This is a genomic window from Streptomyces sp. Ru73, assembly GCF_002920575.1.
GTDB lineage: Bacteria > Actinomycetota > Actinomycetes > Streptomycetales > Streptomycetaceae > Streptomyces.
Window position 1 is genome coordinate 1 of record NZ_PQSQ01000136.1, and the last position, 16,684, is coordinate 16,684.

13 protein-coding genes and 1 pseudogene are annotated in these 16,684 nt (G+C 74.5%); 8 read left to right on the forward strand and 6 right to left on the reverse strand.

Annotated features, from left to right (window positions below; all coding sequences use genetic code 11):
• Nucleotides 1–203: 203 nt before the first annotated feature.
• Together C3486_RS33950 and rsmH are read right to left on the reverse strand one after the other, a co-directional pair.
• A complete protein-coding gene (locus tag C3486_RS33950; RefSeq protein WP_103836709.1) occupies nt 204–773 on the reverse strand; it encodes a hypothetical protein in 570 nt (189 codons plus the stop codon).
• A complete protein-coding gene (rsmH, locus tag C3486_RS33955; RefSeq protein WP_103836719.1) occupies nt 770–1,732 on the reverse strand; it encodes a 16S rRNA (cytosine(1402)-N(4))-methyltransferase RsmH in 963 nt (320 codons plus the stop codon). The genes C3486_RS33950 and rsmH overlap by 4 nt, the downstream gene beginning before the upstream one ends.
• 364 nt (nt 1,733–2,096) lie before the next feature.
• On the opposite strand from rsmH, the gene C3486_RS33960 reads away from it, so the two are divergent.
• From C3486_RS33960 to C3486_RS33975, 4 genes and pseudogenes are all read left to right on the forward strand, one after another.
• Nucleotides 2,097–2,657 (forward strand): carbonic anhydrase, encoded by a 561-nt coding sequence (locus C3486_RS33960; protein ID WP_103836710.1) that lies wholly within the window; start codon nt 2,097–2,099, stop codon nt 2,655–2,657.
• 280 nt (nt 2,658–2,937) lie between these two features.
• The gene (locus C3486_RS33965; protein ID WP_103836711.1) at nt 2,938–3,972 is read left to right on the forward strand and encodes a MoxR family ATPase; all 1,035 of its coding nucleotides are present in this window, start codon (nt 2,938–2,940) and stop codon (nt 3,970–3,972) included.
• Nucleotides 3,972–5,390, forward strand: a pseudogene (locus C3486_RS33970) (DUF58 domain-containing protein); the annotation flags it as partial. The gene C3486_RS33965 and the pseudogene C3486_RS33970, both read left to right, overlap by 1 nt.
• Nucleotides 5,391–5,653: 263 nt before the next feature.
• Nucleotides 5,654–8,176, forward strand: a complete 2,523-nt coding sequence (locus C3486_RS33975; RefSeq protein ID WP_103836712.1) for a DUF3488 and transglutaminase-like domain-containing protein — start codon at nt 5,654–5,656, stop codon at nt 8,174–8,176.
• A gap of 349 nt (nt 8,177–8,525) precedes the next feature.
• Here the strand turns inward: C3486_RS33975 and C3486_RS33980 are convergent, their stop codons facing one another.
• The 3 genes from C3486_RS33980 to C3486_RS33990 all read right to left on the reverse strand — a co-directional run bounded on the left by C3486_RS33980 (nt 8,526) and on the right by C3486_RS33990 (nt 10,998).
• A complete protein-coding gene (locus C3486_RS33980; protein WP_103836713.1) occupies nt 8,526–8,930 on the reverse strand; it encodes a DUF3040 domain-containing protein in 405 nt (134 codons plus the stop codon).
• A gap of 291 nt (nt 8,931–9,221) precedes the next feature.
• Nucleotides 9,222–9,977 (reverse strand): bifunctional 2-polyprenyl-6-hydroxyphenol methylase/3-demethylubiquinol 3-O-methyltransferase UbiG, encoded by a 756-nt coding sequence (locus C3486_RS33985; protein ID WP_103836714.1) that lies wholly within the window; start codon nt 9,975–9,977, stop codon nt 9,222–9,224.
• 529 nt (nt 9,978–10,506) lie between these two features.
• Complete coding sequence (locus C3486_RS33990) at nt 10,507–10,998, reverse strand: SAV_6107 family HEPN domain-containing protein (protein WP_103836715.1); 492 nt, start codon at nt 10,996–10,998, stop codon at nt 10,507–10,509.
• A gap of 196 nt (nt 10,999–11,194) precedes the next feature.
• On the opposite strand from C3486_RS33990, the gene C3486_RS33995 reads away from it, so the two are divergent.
• Together C3486_RS33995 and C3486_RS34000 are read left to right on the forward strand one after the other, a co-directional pair.
• A complete protein-coding gene (locus C3486_RS33995; protein ID WP_103836716.1) occupies nt 11,195–12,073 on the forward strand; it encodes an ATP-binding cassette domain-containing protein in 879 nt (292 codons plus the stop codon).
• Nucleotides 12,045–14,255, forward strand: coding sequence for a YhgE/Pip family protein (locus C3486_RS34000; RefSeq protein ID WP_103836717.1), 2,211 nt, complete (start codon nt 12,045–12,047; stop codon nt 14,253–14,255). The genes C3486_RS33995 and C3486_RS34000 overlap by 29 nt, the downstream gene beginning before the upstream one ends.
• Here C3486_RS34000 and C3486_RS38410 read toward each other — a convergent pair.
• Nucleotides 14,245–14,379, reverse strand: a complete 135-nt coding sequence (locus C3486_RS38410; RefSeq protein ID WP_258053172.1) for a hypothetical protein — start codon at nt 14,377–14,379, stop codon at nt 14,245–14,247. The two genes, C3486_RS34000 and C3486_RS38410, sit on opposite strands and share 11 nt — an antisense overlap.
• On the opposite strand from C3486_RS38410, the gene C3486_RS34005 reads away from it, so the two are divergent.
• Together C3486_RS34005 and C3486_RS34010 are read left to right on the forward strand one after the other, a co-directional pair.
• Nucleotides 14,378–15,031 (forward strand): TetR/AcrR family transcriptional regulator, encoded by a 654-nt coding sequence (locus tag C3486_RS34005; protein ID WP_103836718.1) that lies wholly within the window; start codon nt 14,378–14,380, stop codon nt 15,029–15,031. The two genes, C3486_RS38410 and C3486_RS34005, sit on opposite strands and share 2 nt — an antisense overlap.
• A gap of 530 nt (nt 15,032–15,561) precedes the next feature.
• On the forward strand, nt 15,562–16,684 hold a 1,123-nt coding region (locus tag C3486_RS34010; protein WP_103836721.1), incomplete at its 3' end, for an NAD(P)/FAD-dependent oxidoreductase.

Sequence of the window (16,684 nt, forward strand, 5' to 3'; positions counted from 1 at the left end):
CCGCGGCCCGGTGCGCCGCCCTCGGAGGGGCGCGGGACCCGGCGCGGCCCGGCGCCCGTCGGGCGGGCGGGGCCCCGGCGGGCACGCGGGTCCCGCCGGTTCTCGGGGTCCCTGGGGTCCCTCGGTTCGCTCACTGCTCCCCCTCCGTCTCCGTCCGGGCTGCGGGCGGGGCGCCCGCGGGCGCGGCCTCCTGCGTCACGGGGTCACCCGCCGGAGGCCGTCGGCGAGGGCGACGGGGAGGCGGTGCCGGACGCGGCCCCCGAAGGGCTGCCGGACGGCGTCCCCGAGGGCTTGGCGGACGGCGCGCCCGAGTGTGCCGCGGACGGCGTCCCCGAGGGCTTCGCCGACGGCGTACCGGAGAGGGCCGGCGGCAGGCTCTGCCGGGCCCCCATCGGGGCCGGCTGTCCGGTGGCCTCGCCGGGCACGCCGCGCACCGTGCCGTCCGGCTCCAGGAAGGCCGGGTTGCCGCCGGGCACCATGCCCAGCTCGCGGGCCCGCTTCTCCAGGGAGCCGGGCGCCGAGTAGCCGTCGACCTCCTGCTGGAGGGCCTGCTGTTCGTCCGTCAGCTCGGTGGTGCGCTTCTCCAGCCTGCTCAGCTCGAAGGAGCCCTGGTTGAGCGCCGAGTTGAGCAGCAGCAGGGTGATCAGGCCGGACCCGAGCAGCACCACGACCAGCAGCACGAACGGCGTGCGCGCCGCCGTGCTCGTCCCGGAGGGGACCAGGGCGGCCAGCCGCCCGCCCCCCGTACCGCGAAGCCGCCCGGGTCCGGTCACTCGTTGTCCTCCCGGATGCGTTCGGCGCCGCGCAGCCGGGCCGGCGCCGCCCTGCGGTTCTCCGCGACCTCCGCCTCCGTGGGCAGCTCGGCGCCCCGGGTGAGCAGCTTCAGGCGCGGCTGGTACTGCTCCGGCACGACCGGCAGGCCGGGCGGCGCCGTGTTGGCGGCGCCCGCCGCGAACACCTGCTTGACCAGCCGGTCTTCGAGCGAGTGGTAGGACAGGACGGCGATCCGGCCGCCGACGGCGAGCGCCTTCACCGCGTTCGGCACGGCGCGCTCCAGTACCGACAGCTCGCCGTTGACCTCGATGCGCAGCGCCTGGAAGGTCCGCTTGGCGGGGTTGCCGCCGGTGCGCTTGGCCGCCTGCGGCAGCGCGTCCCGGATCAGCTCGACCAGCCGCGCGCTGTTCGTGAACGGTTCCTTCTCGCGCTCCCGCACGATCGCCGAGACGATCCGCTTGGCCTGCTTCTCCTCGCCGTAGGACCGCAGGATGCGGACGAGCTCGCCCGGCGCGTACGTGTTGAGGACCTCCGCCGCGCTCATCCCGGTCGTCTGGTCCATCCGCATGTCCAGCGGCGCGTCCTGGGCGTACGCGAAGCCGCGGTCGGCCTCGTCCAGTTGCATCGAGGAGACGCCGAGGTCGAAGAGGACGCCCTGGACGCGGGGCACGGACAGCCGGGCGAGCACGTCGGGCAGCTCGTCGTAGACGGCGTGCACGAGGGTGGCGCGGTCCCCGAAGGGTGCCAGGCGCTCCCCCGCGAGCTTCAGCGCCGAGGGGTCGCGGTCGAGGCCGATCAGGCGGGCTGCGGGGAACGTCGACAGCAGTGCCTCGCTGTGTCCCCCCAGTCCGAGCGTGCAGTCGACGACGACCGCACCGGGCTCGGCGAGCGCCGGGGCGAGCATGTCCAGACAGCGCTGGAGCATGACGGGGACGTGACGGGTGTTGCTGCTGTTCATGCGCCTTCCGATGAGGAGGGCGGCGGATACCGCCCCCTCGGGGAAGGTGCCCGCCTGCCGTTGGCCGACGGAGGCCTCGGTGCTCCGTGCGCGGGATCCGGGATCCAAGGAGAGTCTCACGCCTCCCACTTCGCGCCACTTTAGTCCACTGATTCCTTCGGTCAACCAACTGGTCGCGCGCGTCCTGAAGCGGTCGTGGAGAGCCCTGCGAACCGCCTTTTCCCGGCCGTTGTGGAACACGCTCCTCACTCGTACGGAGGAGCCCCCACCGCCCCTGTGGGTTACCTCACAGACCGGCCCGTTGATCCGCTATGCCCGGCCTCACGAGCGGTGCCCCGGCGCCGCAGCCATTACTTTTATGGCTATGTCGATATCCGAGTCGCAGGCACCGTCCCCGTCCGACGACAGCGCAGCCGCTCCGTCCGGCAGCTCCGTCACCGACCGCCTCGTCGAGGCCAACGCCCGATACGCCGCCGATTTCACGGACCCCGGCATGGACGCCCGTCCCGTTCTGAAGGTCGCCGTCGTGGCGTGCATGGACGCCCGGCTCGACCTCCACGAAGCGCTGGGCCTGGAGCTCGGCGACTGCCACACCATCCGCAACGCGGGCGGTGTGGTCACCGACGACATCATCCGTTCGCTGACCATCAGCCAGCGCGCGCTCGGCACCCGCTCGGTGGTGCTCATCCACCACACCAACTGCGGCATGCAGACCCTGACCGAGGACTTCCGCCACGAACTGGCCGAGGAGGTCGGGCAGCGGCCGAACTGGGCCGTCGAGGCGTTCAAGGACCTGGACGCCGACGTACGCCAGTCGATGCAGCGCGTCCGTACGTCGCCCTTCCTGCTCCACACGGACGACGTCCGCGGTTTCGTCTTCGACGTGAAGACGGGCCTGCTGCGCGAGATCGACCCGCAGGGCTGACGCGGACCCCCGCCACCCCACCGTGCGCCGGTGCGTCGACGACGTGCCGGCGCCCTTGCGTTCCGGTCACCGGGCCGCCCGGTGACCGGTCCGCGCCGTCCCGAGTTATCCACAGCCCATGACGCGAAGCCGCGCGGGCGGCAAGAATGCGTAGGTGACGTTGTTCCGGCCCGGCCGGGGCGGCGCCGCATCGGGGCGGGCCGGACCGGGAAAGAGGCCCGGCCCGGAGACAGGGGAAGCCCCCGCTCGTCCAGCGCGGGGCAGTGCCGAGGGAGGCCGGGTGACGACCTATGAGGATCCAGCGAGCCTTGGAGGTTCCCCCTCGCGAGCGAAGCCGGGCCCGGGGGGCGAGCTGACCGCGACGGCCGAGCGCGTACGCCGGTCGGTGGAGCGCGTGATCGAGGGGAAGCCCGAGGTCGTGCGCCTCGCGCTGACCGTGCTGCTCGCCGAGGGCCACCTCCTCATCGAGGACGTGCCGGGCGTCGGCAAGACCATGCTCGCCAAGGCGCTGGCCCGGTCCGTCGACTGCTCCGTGCGGCGTATCCAGTTCACCCCCGACCTGCTGCCCTCGGACATCACCGGCGTCAGCGTCTTCGACCAGCGGCAGCGCGACTTCGAGTTCAAGCCGGGCGCCGTCTTCGCCCAGATCGTCATCGGGGACGAGATCAACCGCGCCTCCCCCAAGACCCAGTCCGCGCTCCTGGAGGCGATGGAGGAGCGCCAGGTCACCATGGACGGCCGGACGTACGCCCTGCCGAGCCCCTTCATGGTGGTCGCCACCCAGAATCCGCTGGAGATGGAGGGCACCTATCCCCTCCCGGAGGCGCAGCGGGACCGCTTCATGGCCCGGGTGTCGATCGGCTACCCCAGCCCCGAGGCCGAGCTGCAGATGCTGGACGTCCACGGCGGAACGTCTCCGCTGGACGACCTCCACCCGGTCGCGCACGCGCACGAGATCGTGCAGCTGGTCGACGCGGTGCGCACGGTCCACATGGCCGAACCGGTGCGGAGATACGCGGTCGAGCTGGTCGCCGCCACGCGCACCCACCCCGACCTGCGGCTCGGCGCCTCCCCGCGGGCCACGCTCCATCTGCTGCGGGCCGCCAAGGCAGCGGCGGCCCTCGCCGGCCGGGAGTACGTGCTCCCGGACGACCTCCAGTCGCTGGCCGTCGCGGTCCTCGCGCACCGTCTGCTGCCCACGGCCCAGGCCCAGCTGAACCGCCGCTCCGCCGAGCAGGTGGTCCTGGAGATCCTGCACCACACGCCCGTCCCCGACCCTTCGGCCCAGTGGCCGTCGGCCCCGCGGGGTTACTGATGCCGGGCGCGAGCGGGGGGACCGAGGGGCCGCCGGGCGGCGGCTCCGCGACGCCGCGTCTGCCGGCCGACGGCGGGCTGCGGGCCGCGCTGGCCGGACTGACGACGCGCGGCCGGTCGTTCCTCGCGGCCGGCGTCGCCGCCGCCGTGTGCTCGTACGTCCTGGGCCAGGCCGACCTGCTCCGGGTCGGCCTGCTGCTGGCCTCGCTCCCCCTGGTGTGCGTGGCCGTGCTGCACCGCACCCGCTACCGGGTGGCGGGCAGCCGCAGCCTCTCCCCCGCGCGGATCTCCGCGGGGGCCGAGACCCGGGTCCGGCTCCGCGTGGAGAACGTCTCCCGGCTGCCCACCGGCGTCCTGATGCTGCAGGACCGCGTGCCGTACGTCCTGGGGCCGCGGCCACGGTTCGTGCTGGACCGGGTGGAGGCGGGCGGCCGCCGCGAGCTGTCCTACCGCGTCCGCTCCGACCTGCGCGGCCGCTATCCGCTCGGGCCGCTGCAGCTGCGCCTGTCCGACCCGTTCGGGATGTGCGAGCTGACCCGTTCCTTCAGCGCGGAGGACACCCTGACCGTGGTCCCCCGGGTCGAGCCGCTGCCCCCGGTGCGACTGGCCGGTGAGGCCGCCGGGTACGGCGACGGACGCCACCGGGCGCTCGCGCTGGCGGGCGACGACGACGTGATCCCGCGGGGCTACCGCCACGGTGACGACCTGCGCCGGGTCCACTGGCGCTCCACCGCGCGCTACGGCGAGCTCATGGTCCGCCGCGAGGAGCAGCCCCAGCAGGCCCGCTGCACGATCGTGCTGGACACCCGGGACGCGGCCCACCGGGGCGCAGGGCCCGACTCGCCGTTCGAATGGGCGGTCGCGGGCGCCGCCTCCGTGGCGATGCACCTGCTGGAGCGCGGCTTCTCGGTGCGCCTGCTGACCGACACCGGCAGCTCCGTGCCGGGCACGGACGGGGCCGGCGGGTTCTCCGGCGGCGCCGCGTCAGCGGACGCGGCCGGGCTGCTCCTGGACACGCTGGCCGTCGTCGAGCACTCCGAGGAGCCCGGCCTGTCCCGCGCGTACGACGTACTGCGCGGTGGCAACGAGGGCCTGCTGATCGCCTTCCTCGGGGACCTGGACGAGGAGCAGGCCGCGCTGGTGGGGCGGATGCGCCGGCGCAGCGGCTCGGCGGTCGCCTTCGTGCTGGACGGCGACGCCTGGGGCGGCGGACCGGCCGGCTCCGAGGCGGTGCCGGCGCCGCTCCCGATGGCCGACCGGCTGCGCCTCCTCGGCGAGGCCGGCTGGACGGCCCTCCCGGTGACGCCGCGGGACACCCTCCCCGCCCTGTGGCGCCTGGCCGACCCCGCCCGTGCCCCCGGCCGGACGCCGAGGGACGCTCCGGCGGGCGGCGGCGCGTACGGGCACGGCGGGCCCGGCGATCCGTACGGGGCCGGTGGGGTCGGTGGCCCCGGTGGGTCCGGTGATCTACGTGGTCCCGGAGGGTTCGGCGAGCCCGGCAGACCCGGCGGGTCCGGCGGGCTTTCCGGTCCCGGCAGTCCCGGCGGTCTCGGCAGTCCCGGCAGTCCCGGCAGTCCCGGCGGTCTCGGCAGTCCCGGCGGCCCTGGTGTGCCTCCCCGGCCTGGTCGGCCTGCCGGTTCCGGTGGGCCTCCCGGGGCCGTCGGGTGGAAGGGGGTGCGGTGATGAGCGGGCGTGCGCGGCTCGCGGTGTGCGCGATGGTGGCGACGCTCAGCGCTTCCTGTGCGCTGCTGCCGCTGGTGGAGCCGATCGGCTGGATGTTCCAGGCCGCTGGCCTGCTCGGGCTGGTGGTCACGGTCGGCGCGCTGGCCCGCCGGGTCCCGCTGGCCCGGCCGCTGACCGTCGCCGCCCAGGCCCTGGCCGGGCTGCTGCTGCTCACGCTGCTGTTCGCCCGCGGCCAGGCGGTCGCCGGGCTGCTGCCGGGGCCCGACGCCTTCCGGGAGTTCGGGCTGCTCCTCCAGGACGGCGCGGCCGACGTCGGCCGGTATGCGATTCCGGCGCCGGTCACCACGGGCATCCGGCTGCTGCTGGTCGGCGGCGTCCTGGTGATCGGCCTGATCGTGGACGCGCTCGCCGTGACGTACCGGAGCGCGGCGCCCGCCGGGCTGCCGCTGCTCGCGCTGTACTCCGTCGCCGCCGGGCTGTCCAAGAACGGCGCGGGCTGGCTGTGGTTCCTGGTCGCCGCCGCCGGATACCTCCTGCTGCTGCTCGCCGAGGGCCGGGACCGGCTGTCCCGGTGGGGCAGGGTGTTCGGCGGCGGCCCGACGACCGAGGGCCGCCCGTACGCCACGGGGCCCGTGCCCCCGGGCGGCACCGCACCGGCCCCGGTCCGCACGGGCCGCCGGATCGGCGCGCTCGCCCTGGGCATCGCCCTGATCGTCCCGGCCGCGCTGCCCTCGCTCAGCGGCGGGCTGCTGGACATGAGCGGCCGCGGCGTCACGGGGGCCGAGGGCGGCACGATCTCCGCGGTGAATCCCCTGGTCTCCCTCCAGGACAGCCTCAACCAGCCCGAGGACCGCGAGGTCCTGAACTACCGCACGACCACCCCCGACACCCGCGACCTGTACCTCCGCATCGTCGCCCTCGACCAGTTCGACGGGGCGGCCTGGAAGCCGTCGCAGCGCACGGTCGTGGACGTGCCGGACCGGCTGCCGGCCCCGCCCGGCCTGGCCCCGGACGTGGACACGACCGCGGTGAACACCTCGGTGTCCACCGCCGAGTGGTACGCCCAGAACTGGCTGCCCATGCCCTATCCCGCCTCACGGGTGGAGATACCGGGCCGCTGGCGCTTCGAGCCCGAGGGCCGCACCCTGGTCGGCGACCGCGGCCAGAACACCCGCGCGGTCCGCTACCAGGTCGAGAGCCTGATCGTGCGCCCGACGGCCCGGCAGCTGGCCGAGGCGCCGCCGCCGCGTGCCGCGCTGCGGCGGGAGTACACCCGGGTGCCCGCCTCGCTGCCCCCGGTGGTCCAGCGGACGGCTCAGCGGGTGACGCGGGGCGCCCACTCGACGTACGCCAAGGCGGTGCGGCTCCAGGACTGGTTCGCGCTGCGCGGCGGCTTCACGTACAACACCGAGGTCCGGGCGGGCAGCGGCACCCAGGCGATCACCCGCTTCCTGGAGCAGAAGCAGGGCTTCTGCGTCCACTTCGCGTTCTCGATGGCGGCGATGGCCCGCACGCTGGGCATACCTGCCCGGGTCGCGGTCGGCTTCACGCCGGGCGGCAAGCGGGCCGACGGCTCGTACTCGGTCGGCCTGAAGGACGCGCACGCCTGGCCCGAGCTGTATTTCGAGGGCATCGGCTGGACGCGCTTCGAGCCGACCCCGAGCCGGGGCAGCGTGCCGGACTACACGGTCACCGCCGACGCGCCGGACGAGGACACCCCCGGCCGGGCCGAGCCGCTGCCGGGCCGTACCGCGGCGCCGCGGCCGGAGCCGTCGGCGGACGGCGGCACCTGCCCGCCGGACCAGCGCCGGGTGGCCGAGTGCGGCGCGCTGCCGCAGGCGTCGGGTGGCGGTCCGGCCGACGACGGGCCGGCGCCCGGCACGGTCGCCGCCGGGGTGCTCGCCGTGCTGCTGGTGCTGCTGCTGCCGGCCGTACCGCTGCTCTGGCGGATACGGAGCCGCGCCCGCCGCCTCGGGGACGCCCGGGCCGGTCCCGCTGCCGGGCCCCGGCCTCCGGGGCAGCCCGTCACAGGGGCCGCCCGGGGGCTCCCCCAGCCGCCCGGCGCCCCGGCGGGCGGGGCCGACGTGCGGGCCGGTGCGTCCGGCGTCCTGGCCAGGGAGGCCGAGGTCCGGGCCGGGGTGCTCGCGCCCTGGCGGGAGCTGGTGGACTCGGGCTGGGACTACGGCATCGTGCCGGACGACGCGCTGACGCCGCGGAAGGCGGCCGAGCGGATCGTACGGGTCGGTGAGCTGACGGGGCCCGCGGCGGAGGCGGCGCACCGGGTGGCCGGCGCCGTGGAGCAGGCCCTCTACGCGCCGCATCCGCAGGACGCGCCCGGCCTGGCGGGAGACGTGCGGCGGGTCCGTGCCGGGCTGCACGCCGCGGCCTCGCGCCGGCAGCGGCTGCGCGCCCTGCTGGCCCCGGCCTCCGCCGCCCGCCTGCTGTGGGCCGCCTCCGCCCGGACCACCGCCCTGCTCGGGCGGCTCCGCGCGGGGCTGCCGGGCCGTTCAGCGGCCCGCTGAGCACCGTCGGACAGCTGCAGGCTGTCGACCCGCTGAAGGCCGTCGGACAGCTGAAGGCCGTCGGCCCGCCGAAGACCATCGGACAGCCGAAAGCCGTCGGGCACCGAAGACCATCGGACAGCCGAAAGCCGTCGGGCCACGCAGCTGAAGGCCGTCGGGCACCGAAGACCATCGGACAGCCGAAAGCCGTCGGGTACCGAGGGCCGTGGGGCCGCTGCGGGCCGTCCGGGCATACGAAAGCGGTGTGGGGCGGCCCCGGGGGTCCGGGGCCGCCCCACACCGCTTGGCGACTGCGAGCGACGGCGGACGGCCGGTGGCTGCTCCGCCGGCCGTCCGGAAGAAGACGTGATCAGTGGCCCTGTTCGTCCCTGCGGCGCTGCCAGCGCTCCTCGATCCGGTCCATCATGGAGCGCCGCGACCGGGCCGTGCGGCGTGGCTGCCCGCCCCGGGCGGCCGCCGTGCCGGTCCGCTGCTCACCCGGCTTGGGTGCCTTGCGCCAACTGGTGACGGCGAGGACCGCGCAGCCGAGCATCACGAGGAAGCCCACCACGCTGATCCAGATCTGCTGTGCGACCATTCCGGCCATGAGGAGCGCGATACCTACCAGGAAGCCCGCGACCGCTTGGTAGACCCGTCGCCGGGTGTACGTACGCAGCCCGCTTCCCTCAAGCGCTGTCGCGAACTTGGGATCTTCGGCGTACAGCGCTCGCTCCATTTGCTCGAGCATGCGCTGCTCGTGCTCCGAGAGCGGCACGGAGTCCTCCTACTCGTCGGTCGCGGGGGGCGACCGGGTGCGACCCTTTCAGGATAGGCAGGGAATCGCCCCCGTGAAACCCGCCCCTCTACGCCAATTCACTGTCCGCGCCACCATGGTGGCCGGTGGTGATGCACCCTGCATTCCCCAACCGCCCTCACGCCATGCCGGACGTTGTACCTCCGATCATACGGGGCGAAGCGGCTGATCGGGGGCCCTGTGGCCGACTGCACCCGCCAGTCGGTGCCCGCCCCGTGGCGCGCACCCGACCGGCGCGGGGTTCACGGCCCGTCAGCCTCGCTCGGCGAGGACGTGCAGCTGGGTGGCGACGGAGTGGAAAGCAGGCAGCTCGGCGGCCGCGGCCTCCAGCTTCAGCAGGGCTTCCATGGCGCCGGGCTCGGTGTCCACGAGCACGCCGGGGACCAGGTCGGCGAAGACCCGTACGCCGTGCACCGCGCCGACCGCCAGGCCGGTGCGGGTGACCAGGTCGGTGAGCTGTTCGGCGGTGAAGCGGCGGGGCACCGGGTCGCCCTCGCCCCAGCGGCCGGCGGGGTCGCTCAGGGCGCGCTGCGCCTCGGTGAAGTGACCGGCCAGGGCGCGGGCCAGCACCGCGCCGCCCAGGCCGGCGGCGAGCAGGCTCAGGGTGCCGGAGGGGCGCAGCGCCTCGACGGCGTTGCGGACGCCCTCGGCGGGGTCGTCGACGTACTCCAGGACGCCGTGGCAGAGCACCGCGTCGTAGCCGCCGCGCTCGACGACGTCGAACAGGCCGTGCGCGTCCCCCTGGACGGCGCGCACCCGGTCGGCGACGCCTTCCTCGGCCGCCCGGCGCTCCAGGGCGAACAGCGCGTTGGGGCTGGGGTCGACGACGGTGACGCGGTGGCCGAGGCGGGCGACGGGCACGGCGAAGTTGCCGGTGCCGCCGCCGGTGTCCAGCACGTCGAGGGCGTCACGCCCGGCGGCCTTGGCCCGGCGCTCCAGGGCGTCCTTCAGGACCTCCCAGACCACGGCGGTACGAAGGGATGCGCGCGGGCGCAGCGGGTCAGACACGGCGGGTGGCTCCTCGCGAGGACATGTACTGATGAGGCGCCTCCCACCCTATGGGGTCGCGCCGCCTCCGCGTCGCCGGAGCAGGCCGGGGCCACACGGGGAGGCGGCGCGGGGCACCCCGCGGGGTGCCCCGCGGTCCTTTCCGGCGGGCTTTCCGGCTTCGCCGGTCCACGCCACGGGAACGCCCGGGGACGCTTTCCGGTTCCCGCCGGGCCGGGCGGTCCGGCGAGGAATTCCGGCTCGCCCCGCCGACAGAAAAGGAGCGGGGCGGGCCGCTGCCGGGCAGGGAAAAGGCGGGAGGCGCGGCAGCCCCGTGAAACGGGCGGGCCGGAACTCCGCGGAATACGGAAAGGACGGAAGGGGCGCCGGGAAGCGTGCGGGGCCCGACGGCGGCGGGCGCTCATTCACTGCGCAACGGAATGCGCCCGGCTTTTCCTAGCACCCCTGCCGGGGCGCAGGGCCGTGCGTTTCCCGCCCGCTGACCGCCGGGGCTCCGTGCCCCGTCGGCGGGTCGCGCCGGTCCCGTCCGTCACCCGGCGCGGGAGCGGGGCGGCGGGAGCAGGGGCTGGAGGGCCAGGAGGCGTTCGACGAGGCGGAGGAAGTGGCCGACGGCGCGGAGCAGGTCGTCGGCCTCCCGGGGCCCCGCCGCGCCGGGTATGCCGGCCTCGGCGCGGGCCCGGCGCTCGGCACCGGCCGCGAAGAGCGCGCTCCACTCGGCTAACTCCGGCGCGACCTCCGGCAGCACCTCCCAGGCGCTGCGGATGCGCTGCCGGCGGCGGAGGGTGGGCTCGGGGCGGCCCCGTACGGCGAGGACGGCGGCCGCGCCGCGCAGGGCGGCCAGGTGGGCGGTCGCGAAGCGCTCGTTGGGCGTCTCCAGGGAGGCGGCCTCGTCCAGGCCGCGCTGGGCCTTGGCGAGCAGGTCGAGGGCGGCGGGCGGAGCGCCCGTCCGGCGCAGAACGGGATGGACATCGCTCGGGGGACCGTACGCAGCGGAACCAGCCCCATGGGGACGAGTTGCCATGACGAACCTCCTGTCGTCGCATAACGGTTCGGAACCGCACACACCATCGTGAGGCACCCCACTGACAATCGCCCTGACCTGCACGGATGCGGCTGTAGTCGAGATCACGCCAGGAATCCCCCGCCCGGCTTGCGTCGACCCCGGGGCGGTGCGTCATACTTTTTGAACTGACTGGTCAGTTCAAGAGGGAGGGAACGTGGACAGCACCCCGCACGGGGCGGCGGTCAAGGCCCAGGGACTCGGGGTCAAGGGACCTCGCGGCTGGGCGTTCCAGGACGTCGACATCACGGCCGAGCCCGGCGCACTGATCGCGATCGAGGGGCCGTCCGGCTCGGGCCGGACGTGTCTGCTGCTCGCGCTCACCGGACGCATGAAGACCGCCGCAGGCAAGGCCCGGGTGGGCGGCCTGTCACTGCCCAAGAAGATGGCCGCCGTACGGGCGGTCACGGCACTCGCCCACGTACCCGGCGTCTCCGAGCTCGACCCGGCCTTCACGGTCGCCGAGCACCTGCACGAGCGGGCGCTGCTGCAGCGCCGCTTCGGGGGCCCGGTGCGCGCACTGCTGCGCCCGCGCCGCGAGCGCCGCGCCGAGGCCAAGGGCCGCGTGGACGCCGCGCTGGAGGCCGCCGGGCTCGACCCGGAGACGCTGCCCAAGGGCGTACGGACCTCCGTACGGGACCTGGAGCGGCTGGAGGCGCTGCGGCTGTCCGTGGCACTGGCGCTCATCGGCCGGCCGCGGCTGCTGGCCGTCGACGACACCGACATGAAGCTCTCGGACGAGGAGCGCAAGCAGGCCTGGGCGATGCTCCGCGGGCTGGCGGCGGCCGGCACGACCGTACTGGCGGTGTGCAGCGAGGCACCCGAGGACGCGGTCGTGGTCTCCACGGCCCGCCGCCCCGAGGAGCCGCGGCCCGCGCCGGAACCGGAGACACCGGAGGCCGGGCCCGAGGAGCCGGCGAGGACGGCACCCGAAGCGCAGTCGGCGCCGGGCACCGAGGAGCAGCCCGGGACTGAGAAGAACACGAAGAACGAGGAGGGGGCGGCGGATGCGCTCGCCGAAGCTGGCCGCGCTTGAGCTGAAGCGGTTCGGCAGGGGGAAGCTGCCGCGCGCGGCGCTGGTGGCCCTGCTGTTGCTGCCGCTGCTCTACGGGGCGCTCTACCTGTGGTCCTTCTGGGACCCGTACTCACGCCTGGACAAGATCCCGGTCGCGCTGGTCAATTCCGACCGGGGTGCCTCGGCCGACGGCCAGAAGATCAACGCCGGCGACGACCTGGTGAAGGGGCTGAAGGAGAGCGACACGTTCGACTGGCACCCCGTCAGCGCCGCCGACGCCTCCAAGGGGCTGGAGTCCGGCGCGTACTACCTGTCGCTGACCGTCCCCGGGGACTTCAGCAAGCGGATCGCGTCCAGCTCCGGTGACGACCCGGTGACCAGCGAGCTGAAGGTCCGTACGAACGACGCGAACAACTACATCGTCGGGCAGATCTCCCGGTCGGTCTTCTCCGAGGTGCGCGCGGCGGCCTCCGCGAAGTCCTCGCGCGGCTTCCTCGACAAGATCTTCGTCTCCTTCTCCGACCTGCACGACAAGACCAAGGAGGCGGCCGACGGCGCCTCCGAGCTCAAGGGCGGCATCGGGAAGGCCAAGAAGGGCACCGGCGACCTGAAGGACGGCCTGGGCGACGCCAAGAAGGGCAGCGGCGACCTGGCCGACGGCGTGGACACCGCCAAGAAGGGCAGCCACGACCTGGCGAACGGCCTGAAGGACCTGGACTCCGGGGCCGGCAAGCTCGACACGGGCGCGGACAAGCTCTCCACGGGTGCGGGCAAGGTGGCCGACGGCACTCAGAAGCTCGCCGACAAGGTCAACGCGGCCGACAAGAAGTACGGCCCGTTCGTGCGCGACCACGGCAAGGAGATCGGCGACGCCGCGCGCCTCGTGGCCGACGGCTCGCAGGCCGTACGGGACAACCTCGACAAGCTCCCGCAGGCCGCCTCGGACGGCGCCACGGCCTCCCGTGCGCTGGCCGACCAGGTGGCGACCTTCTACAAGCTGCGCTGCGAGAAGCCGCTGACCGACCGCGACCCGTCCTGCACCACGCTCATGGACATGCGGGACAAGGCCGATGCCGCGGCCGACAAGACCGAAGAGGTCAGCCGGCTGGTCAAGAACGAGAAGAACCTCAGCAAGCTGAGCAAGGACCTGAACGACCTGCACACGCTGGCCGGCACCCTGGCCGAGCACGGCCCGACGCTGGGCCAGGACCTGGACACCGCCGTCAAGCAGGTCAACGAGCTCAACAAGGGCGCGCACGCGGTCGCCACCGGCGCCGACAAGCTCGCCACCGGAGCGGGCGACCTGCACAAGGGCACCGGCACCGCCAAGAAGGGCGGCACCGACCTGGACAACGGCCTGGGCAGGCTGCAGACCGGCGCCGGCGCCCTGGACGAGGGCGTGGGCAAGCTCAAGGACGGCGCCGACACGCTGAACGGCGGCATGTTCAAGCTCTCGGACGGCTCCTCGAAGCTGGCCGGCGGGCTGCACGACGGCGTCAAGAAGATCCCGGACTACGACAAGGACCAGCGGGACACGCGCACGAACGTGATGTCCGACCCGGTGCAGCTCGCCTCGGACTCGGCCCACAAGGCGCCCAACTACGGCACCGGCTTCGCGCCGTACTTCATCCCGCTGTCCCTCTGGGTCGGCGCGATGGTCGCCTACATGCTGATCCAGCCGCTGAACCGGCGGGCGCTGGCGGCCGGCGCGAGCGCCCTGCGGACCGCGATGTCCGGCTGGCTCCCGGTCTTCGCCATCGGGGTGCTGCAGATCGCCGCCCTGATGTCCGTGCTGCACTTCGGGCTGGGCCTGGAGATGATGCACGCGGCGGGCACGATCGGGTTCCTGGTCCTGGCCACGGCCTGCTTCTCGGCGATCGTGCAGTGGCTGAACGCCCAGTTCGGCGCGGCGGGCCGGATCCTGGTCCTGGCGCTGCTGATGCTGCAGCTGACCTCGGCGGGCGGTACGTACCCCGTCCAGACCAGCCCCGGCTTCTTCAACGCGCTCCACCCGTACCTGCCGATGACGTACATCGTCGGGGGGCTGCGCCGCCTCATCACGGGCGGTGACCTGACGCCGGTCTGGCAGGGCAGCATCGTGCTGGCGCTGTTCACCGTGGGCGCGCTCGCGCTGACCACGTGGACCGCGCGCGGCCGCCAGGTCGTACGGATGAAGGACCTGCACCCGGAGCTCAGCCTGTGAGCGCGCGCACCGCGGCGTCCGGGTCCCGGGCGGCGACGTCCGGGACCCGGCGGGTCACCGCCGCGTCACGTCCGGTGAGGGCGGACGCCGCGGTGCCGCCCGCAACGGGCACAATCGCCTCCATGGACAGCTCCAACACGCGTCGCGAGGCAACCCGGCGCAAGCTCTTCGAGGCCGCGGTGACGCTCATCGCCGAACAGGGTTTCTCCTCCACCACGGTGGACGAGATCGCCGAGCGGGCGGGCGTGGCGAAGGGGACGGTCTACTACAACTTCTCCAGCAAGAACGTGCTCTTCGAAGAGCTGCTGCGGCACGGCGTGGAGATGCTGGCCGGCTCGCTCCAGAACGCCGCCGAGGAGGTGGCGGAGCGCGGCGGCTCCCGGGTCGACGCGCTGGACGCGATGATCCACGCGGGGCTGCAGTTCATCTCGCAGTACCCCGCGCTCACCCAGCTCTACGTGGCCGAGCTGTGGCGCACGAACCGCGCGTGGCAGTCCACGCTCATGATGGTGCGCGAACGCGCCGTCTCCGTGGTCGCCGGGGTCATCCGGGAGGCGGTGGCCGCCGGCGAGCTGAGCGAGGAGATCGACGTCCCGCTGACCGCCTCGGCGCTCTTCGGGATGGTCCTGGTGGCCGCGCTGGACTGGCAGTCCTTCCAGCCGGACCGGTCGATCGACGACGTGCACGCGGCGCTCTCCCGGCTCCTCCAGGGGCGGGTGAGCGGCCGTCAGGGCGAGGACGGCCCGGGGGCCGTGGCCGCCCCGGGACAGCCCTGAGGATGAGCACCCAGCCCTGAGTACACGTACTCAGGAGGCGAGATGAGTAGGTACGCGGATGGGCCGCGACCTGCGGGGACGGGAAAGTGGAGACCACGGAGGGGAAGCCGGCGCCGGTACCGCCGACACGGGGCGGCGGAACGGTGCGGGCTCCCCGACGTGGCAGGGGGAGCCACGGGGGACACGGGGCTCCACGGGGGGTCACGGGGGAACGGGGCTCCTCGCTCCACGGGGGGAGCACGGGGGAATCCCTGGGGAGACCCGGGGAGAACGGGGGAAGCACGGGGGCTCCGGGGCGACCCGGAGTGAACGGGGGACGCGCTGTCCTGGTCGGATCGAAGGGGGAACGATCCGCGCCAGGGCAGCGCGCTTTTTTGTTGCCCGGGGGCTGTTGAGCGGTCTCTGCTGACCGGCGGGCGCGGGAAGCCGCCCGGGCACCCGACGCGCGACGCCGGTGCGGGAGGGAGCCCGGGCCAGGTGCGGGAGGGCGCCCGGCGGCGTTGTCAGTGGTCGCCGATAAAGTCACGGACATGGCACGGATTGCGGTGATCGGCGCCGGGACGGGCGCGATGGCGGCCGCCGCCCGGCTGGCCGTCGCGGGCCACCGGGTGGCGGTGTGGGAGCGTGGCGAGACCTACGGCGGCTCGCTGCGGCGGTTCGAGCGCGCCGGTTTCGGCTTCGACACGGGCCCCGGGCTGCTGCACCTGCCGGCCGTGCAGCGCGACCTCTTCGTCAAGACCGGCAAGGAGCCGCTGGAGGACGTCGTCGACCTGGTCCAGGTCGACCCGGCGAGCCGTCACGTCTTCCCCGACGGCACGGACGTGACCCTGCCGAACGCCTCGCGGGCCGGGGTCACCGAGGCCCTGGACCGGGCGCTGGGCGCGGGCGCCGGCGAGCGCTGGAGCGAGCTGCTCCGCCGCGCGCGGGAGGCCTGGGACCGCACCCGGCGGCCGCTGCTGGAGGAGCCGCTGTGGTCCGACTGGCAGGTGCTCGGGCGCGAGCCGTACCCGGCCGTGGGCCGCAAGGGCCTGTTCAAGCGGCGCCCCGCGCGGACCCTCGCCGAGGTCGCGGCCCTGGAGCTGAAGGACCCGCGGCTGGTCGCGCTGCTGGAGAGCCACGCCCTGGCGTACGGCTTCGACCCGCGCACCGCCCCGGCGAGCGCCACGGTCCTGCCGTACATGGAGCAGACCTTCGGCAGCTGGTACGTCGGCGGCGGGCTGCGTGCCCTGGCCACCGCGCTGTACGAGCGCTGCCTGGCCCGGAAGGTGGAGTTCACCTTCGGTGCCGAGGTGCGGCGGCTGGTCGTGAAGGACGGCCGGGCGGCCGGCGTCGAGCTGGCCGACGGGCGGGTCGAGGACGCCGACATGGTGGTCGCTGGCGTCGATCCGTGGACGCTGGCCGGGCTGACCGGGGACTCCCCCGGCACGGCCGGACGGGTCCGCGCCGCGGCGGACGTACTGCCGCCGGCGACGCCGCCGACCGGGCGGTTCGGCGTACTGCTGGCGCTGCGCGGCGGCCGGGCGGCGGACGCCGTGCACCGTACGGTCGTGCACGCGGCGGACCGGGAGGCGGAGCTGACGGCGGTCTTCGGGGCCGACGCGGGACTGCCGGCGTCGCCCACGGTGACGGTGCTGCGCCCGGACGATCCGGCCC

Coding starts and splice junctions, on each gene's coding strand:
- C3486_RS34005 (WP_103836718.1), top strand. CDS start 14,378: ATGGACAGCTCCAACACGCGTCGCGAGGCAACCCGGCGCAAGCTCTTC.
- C3486_RS33990 (WP_103836715.1), bottom strand. CDS start 10,998: ATGGCAACTCGTCCCCATGGGGCTGGTTCCGCTGCGTACGGTCCCCCG.
- C3486_RS33975 (WP_103836712.1), top strand. CDS start 5,654: ATGAGCGGGCGTGCGCGGCTCGCGGTGTGCGCGATGGTGGCGACGCTC.
- rsmH (WP_103836719.1), bottom strand. CDS start 1,732: ATGAACAGCAGCAACACCCGTCACGTCCCCGTCATGCTCCAGCGCTGT.
- C3486_RS38410 (WP_258053172.1), bottom strand. CDS start 14,379: ATGGAGGCGATTGTGCCCGTTGCGGGCGGCACCGCGGCGTCCGCCCTC.
- C3486_RS34000 (WP_103836717.1), top strand. CDS start 12,045: ATGCGCTCGCCGAAGCTGGCCGCGCTTGAGCTGAAGCGGTTCGGCAGG.
- C3486_RS33960 (WP_103836710.1), top strand. CDS start 2,097: ATGTCGATATCCGAGTCGCAGGCACCGTCCCCGTCCGACGACAGCGCA.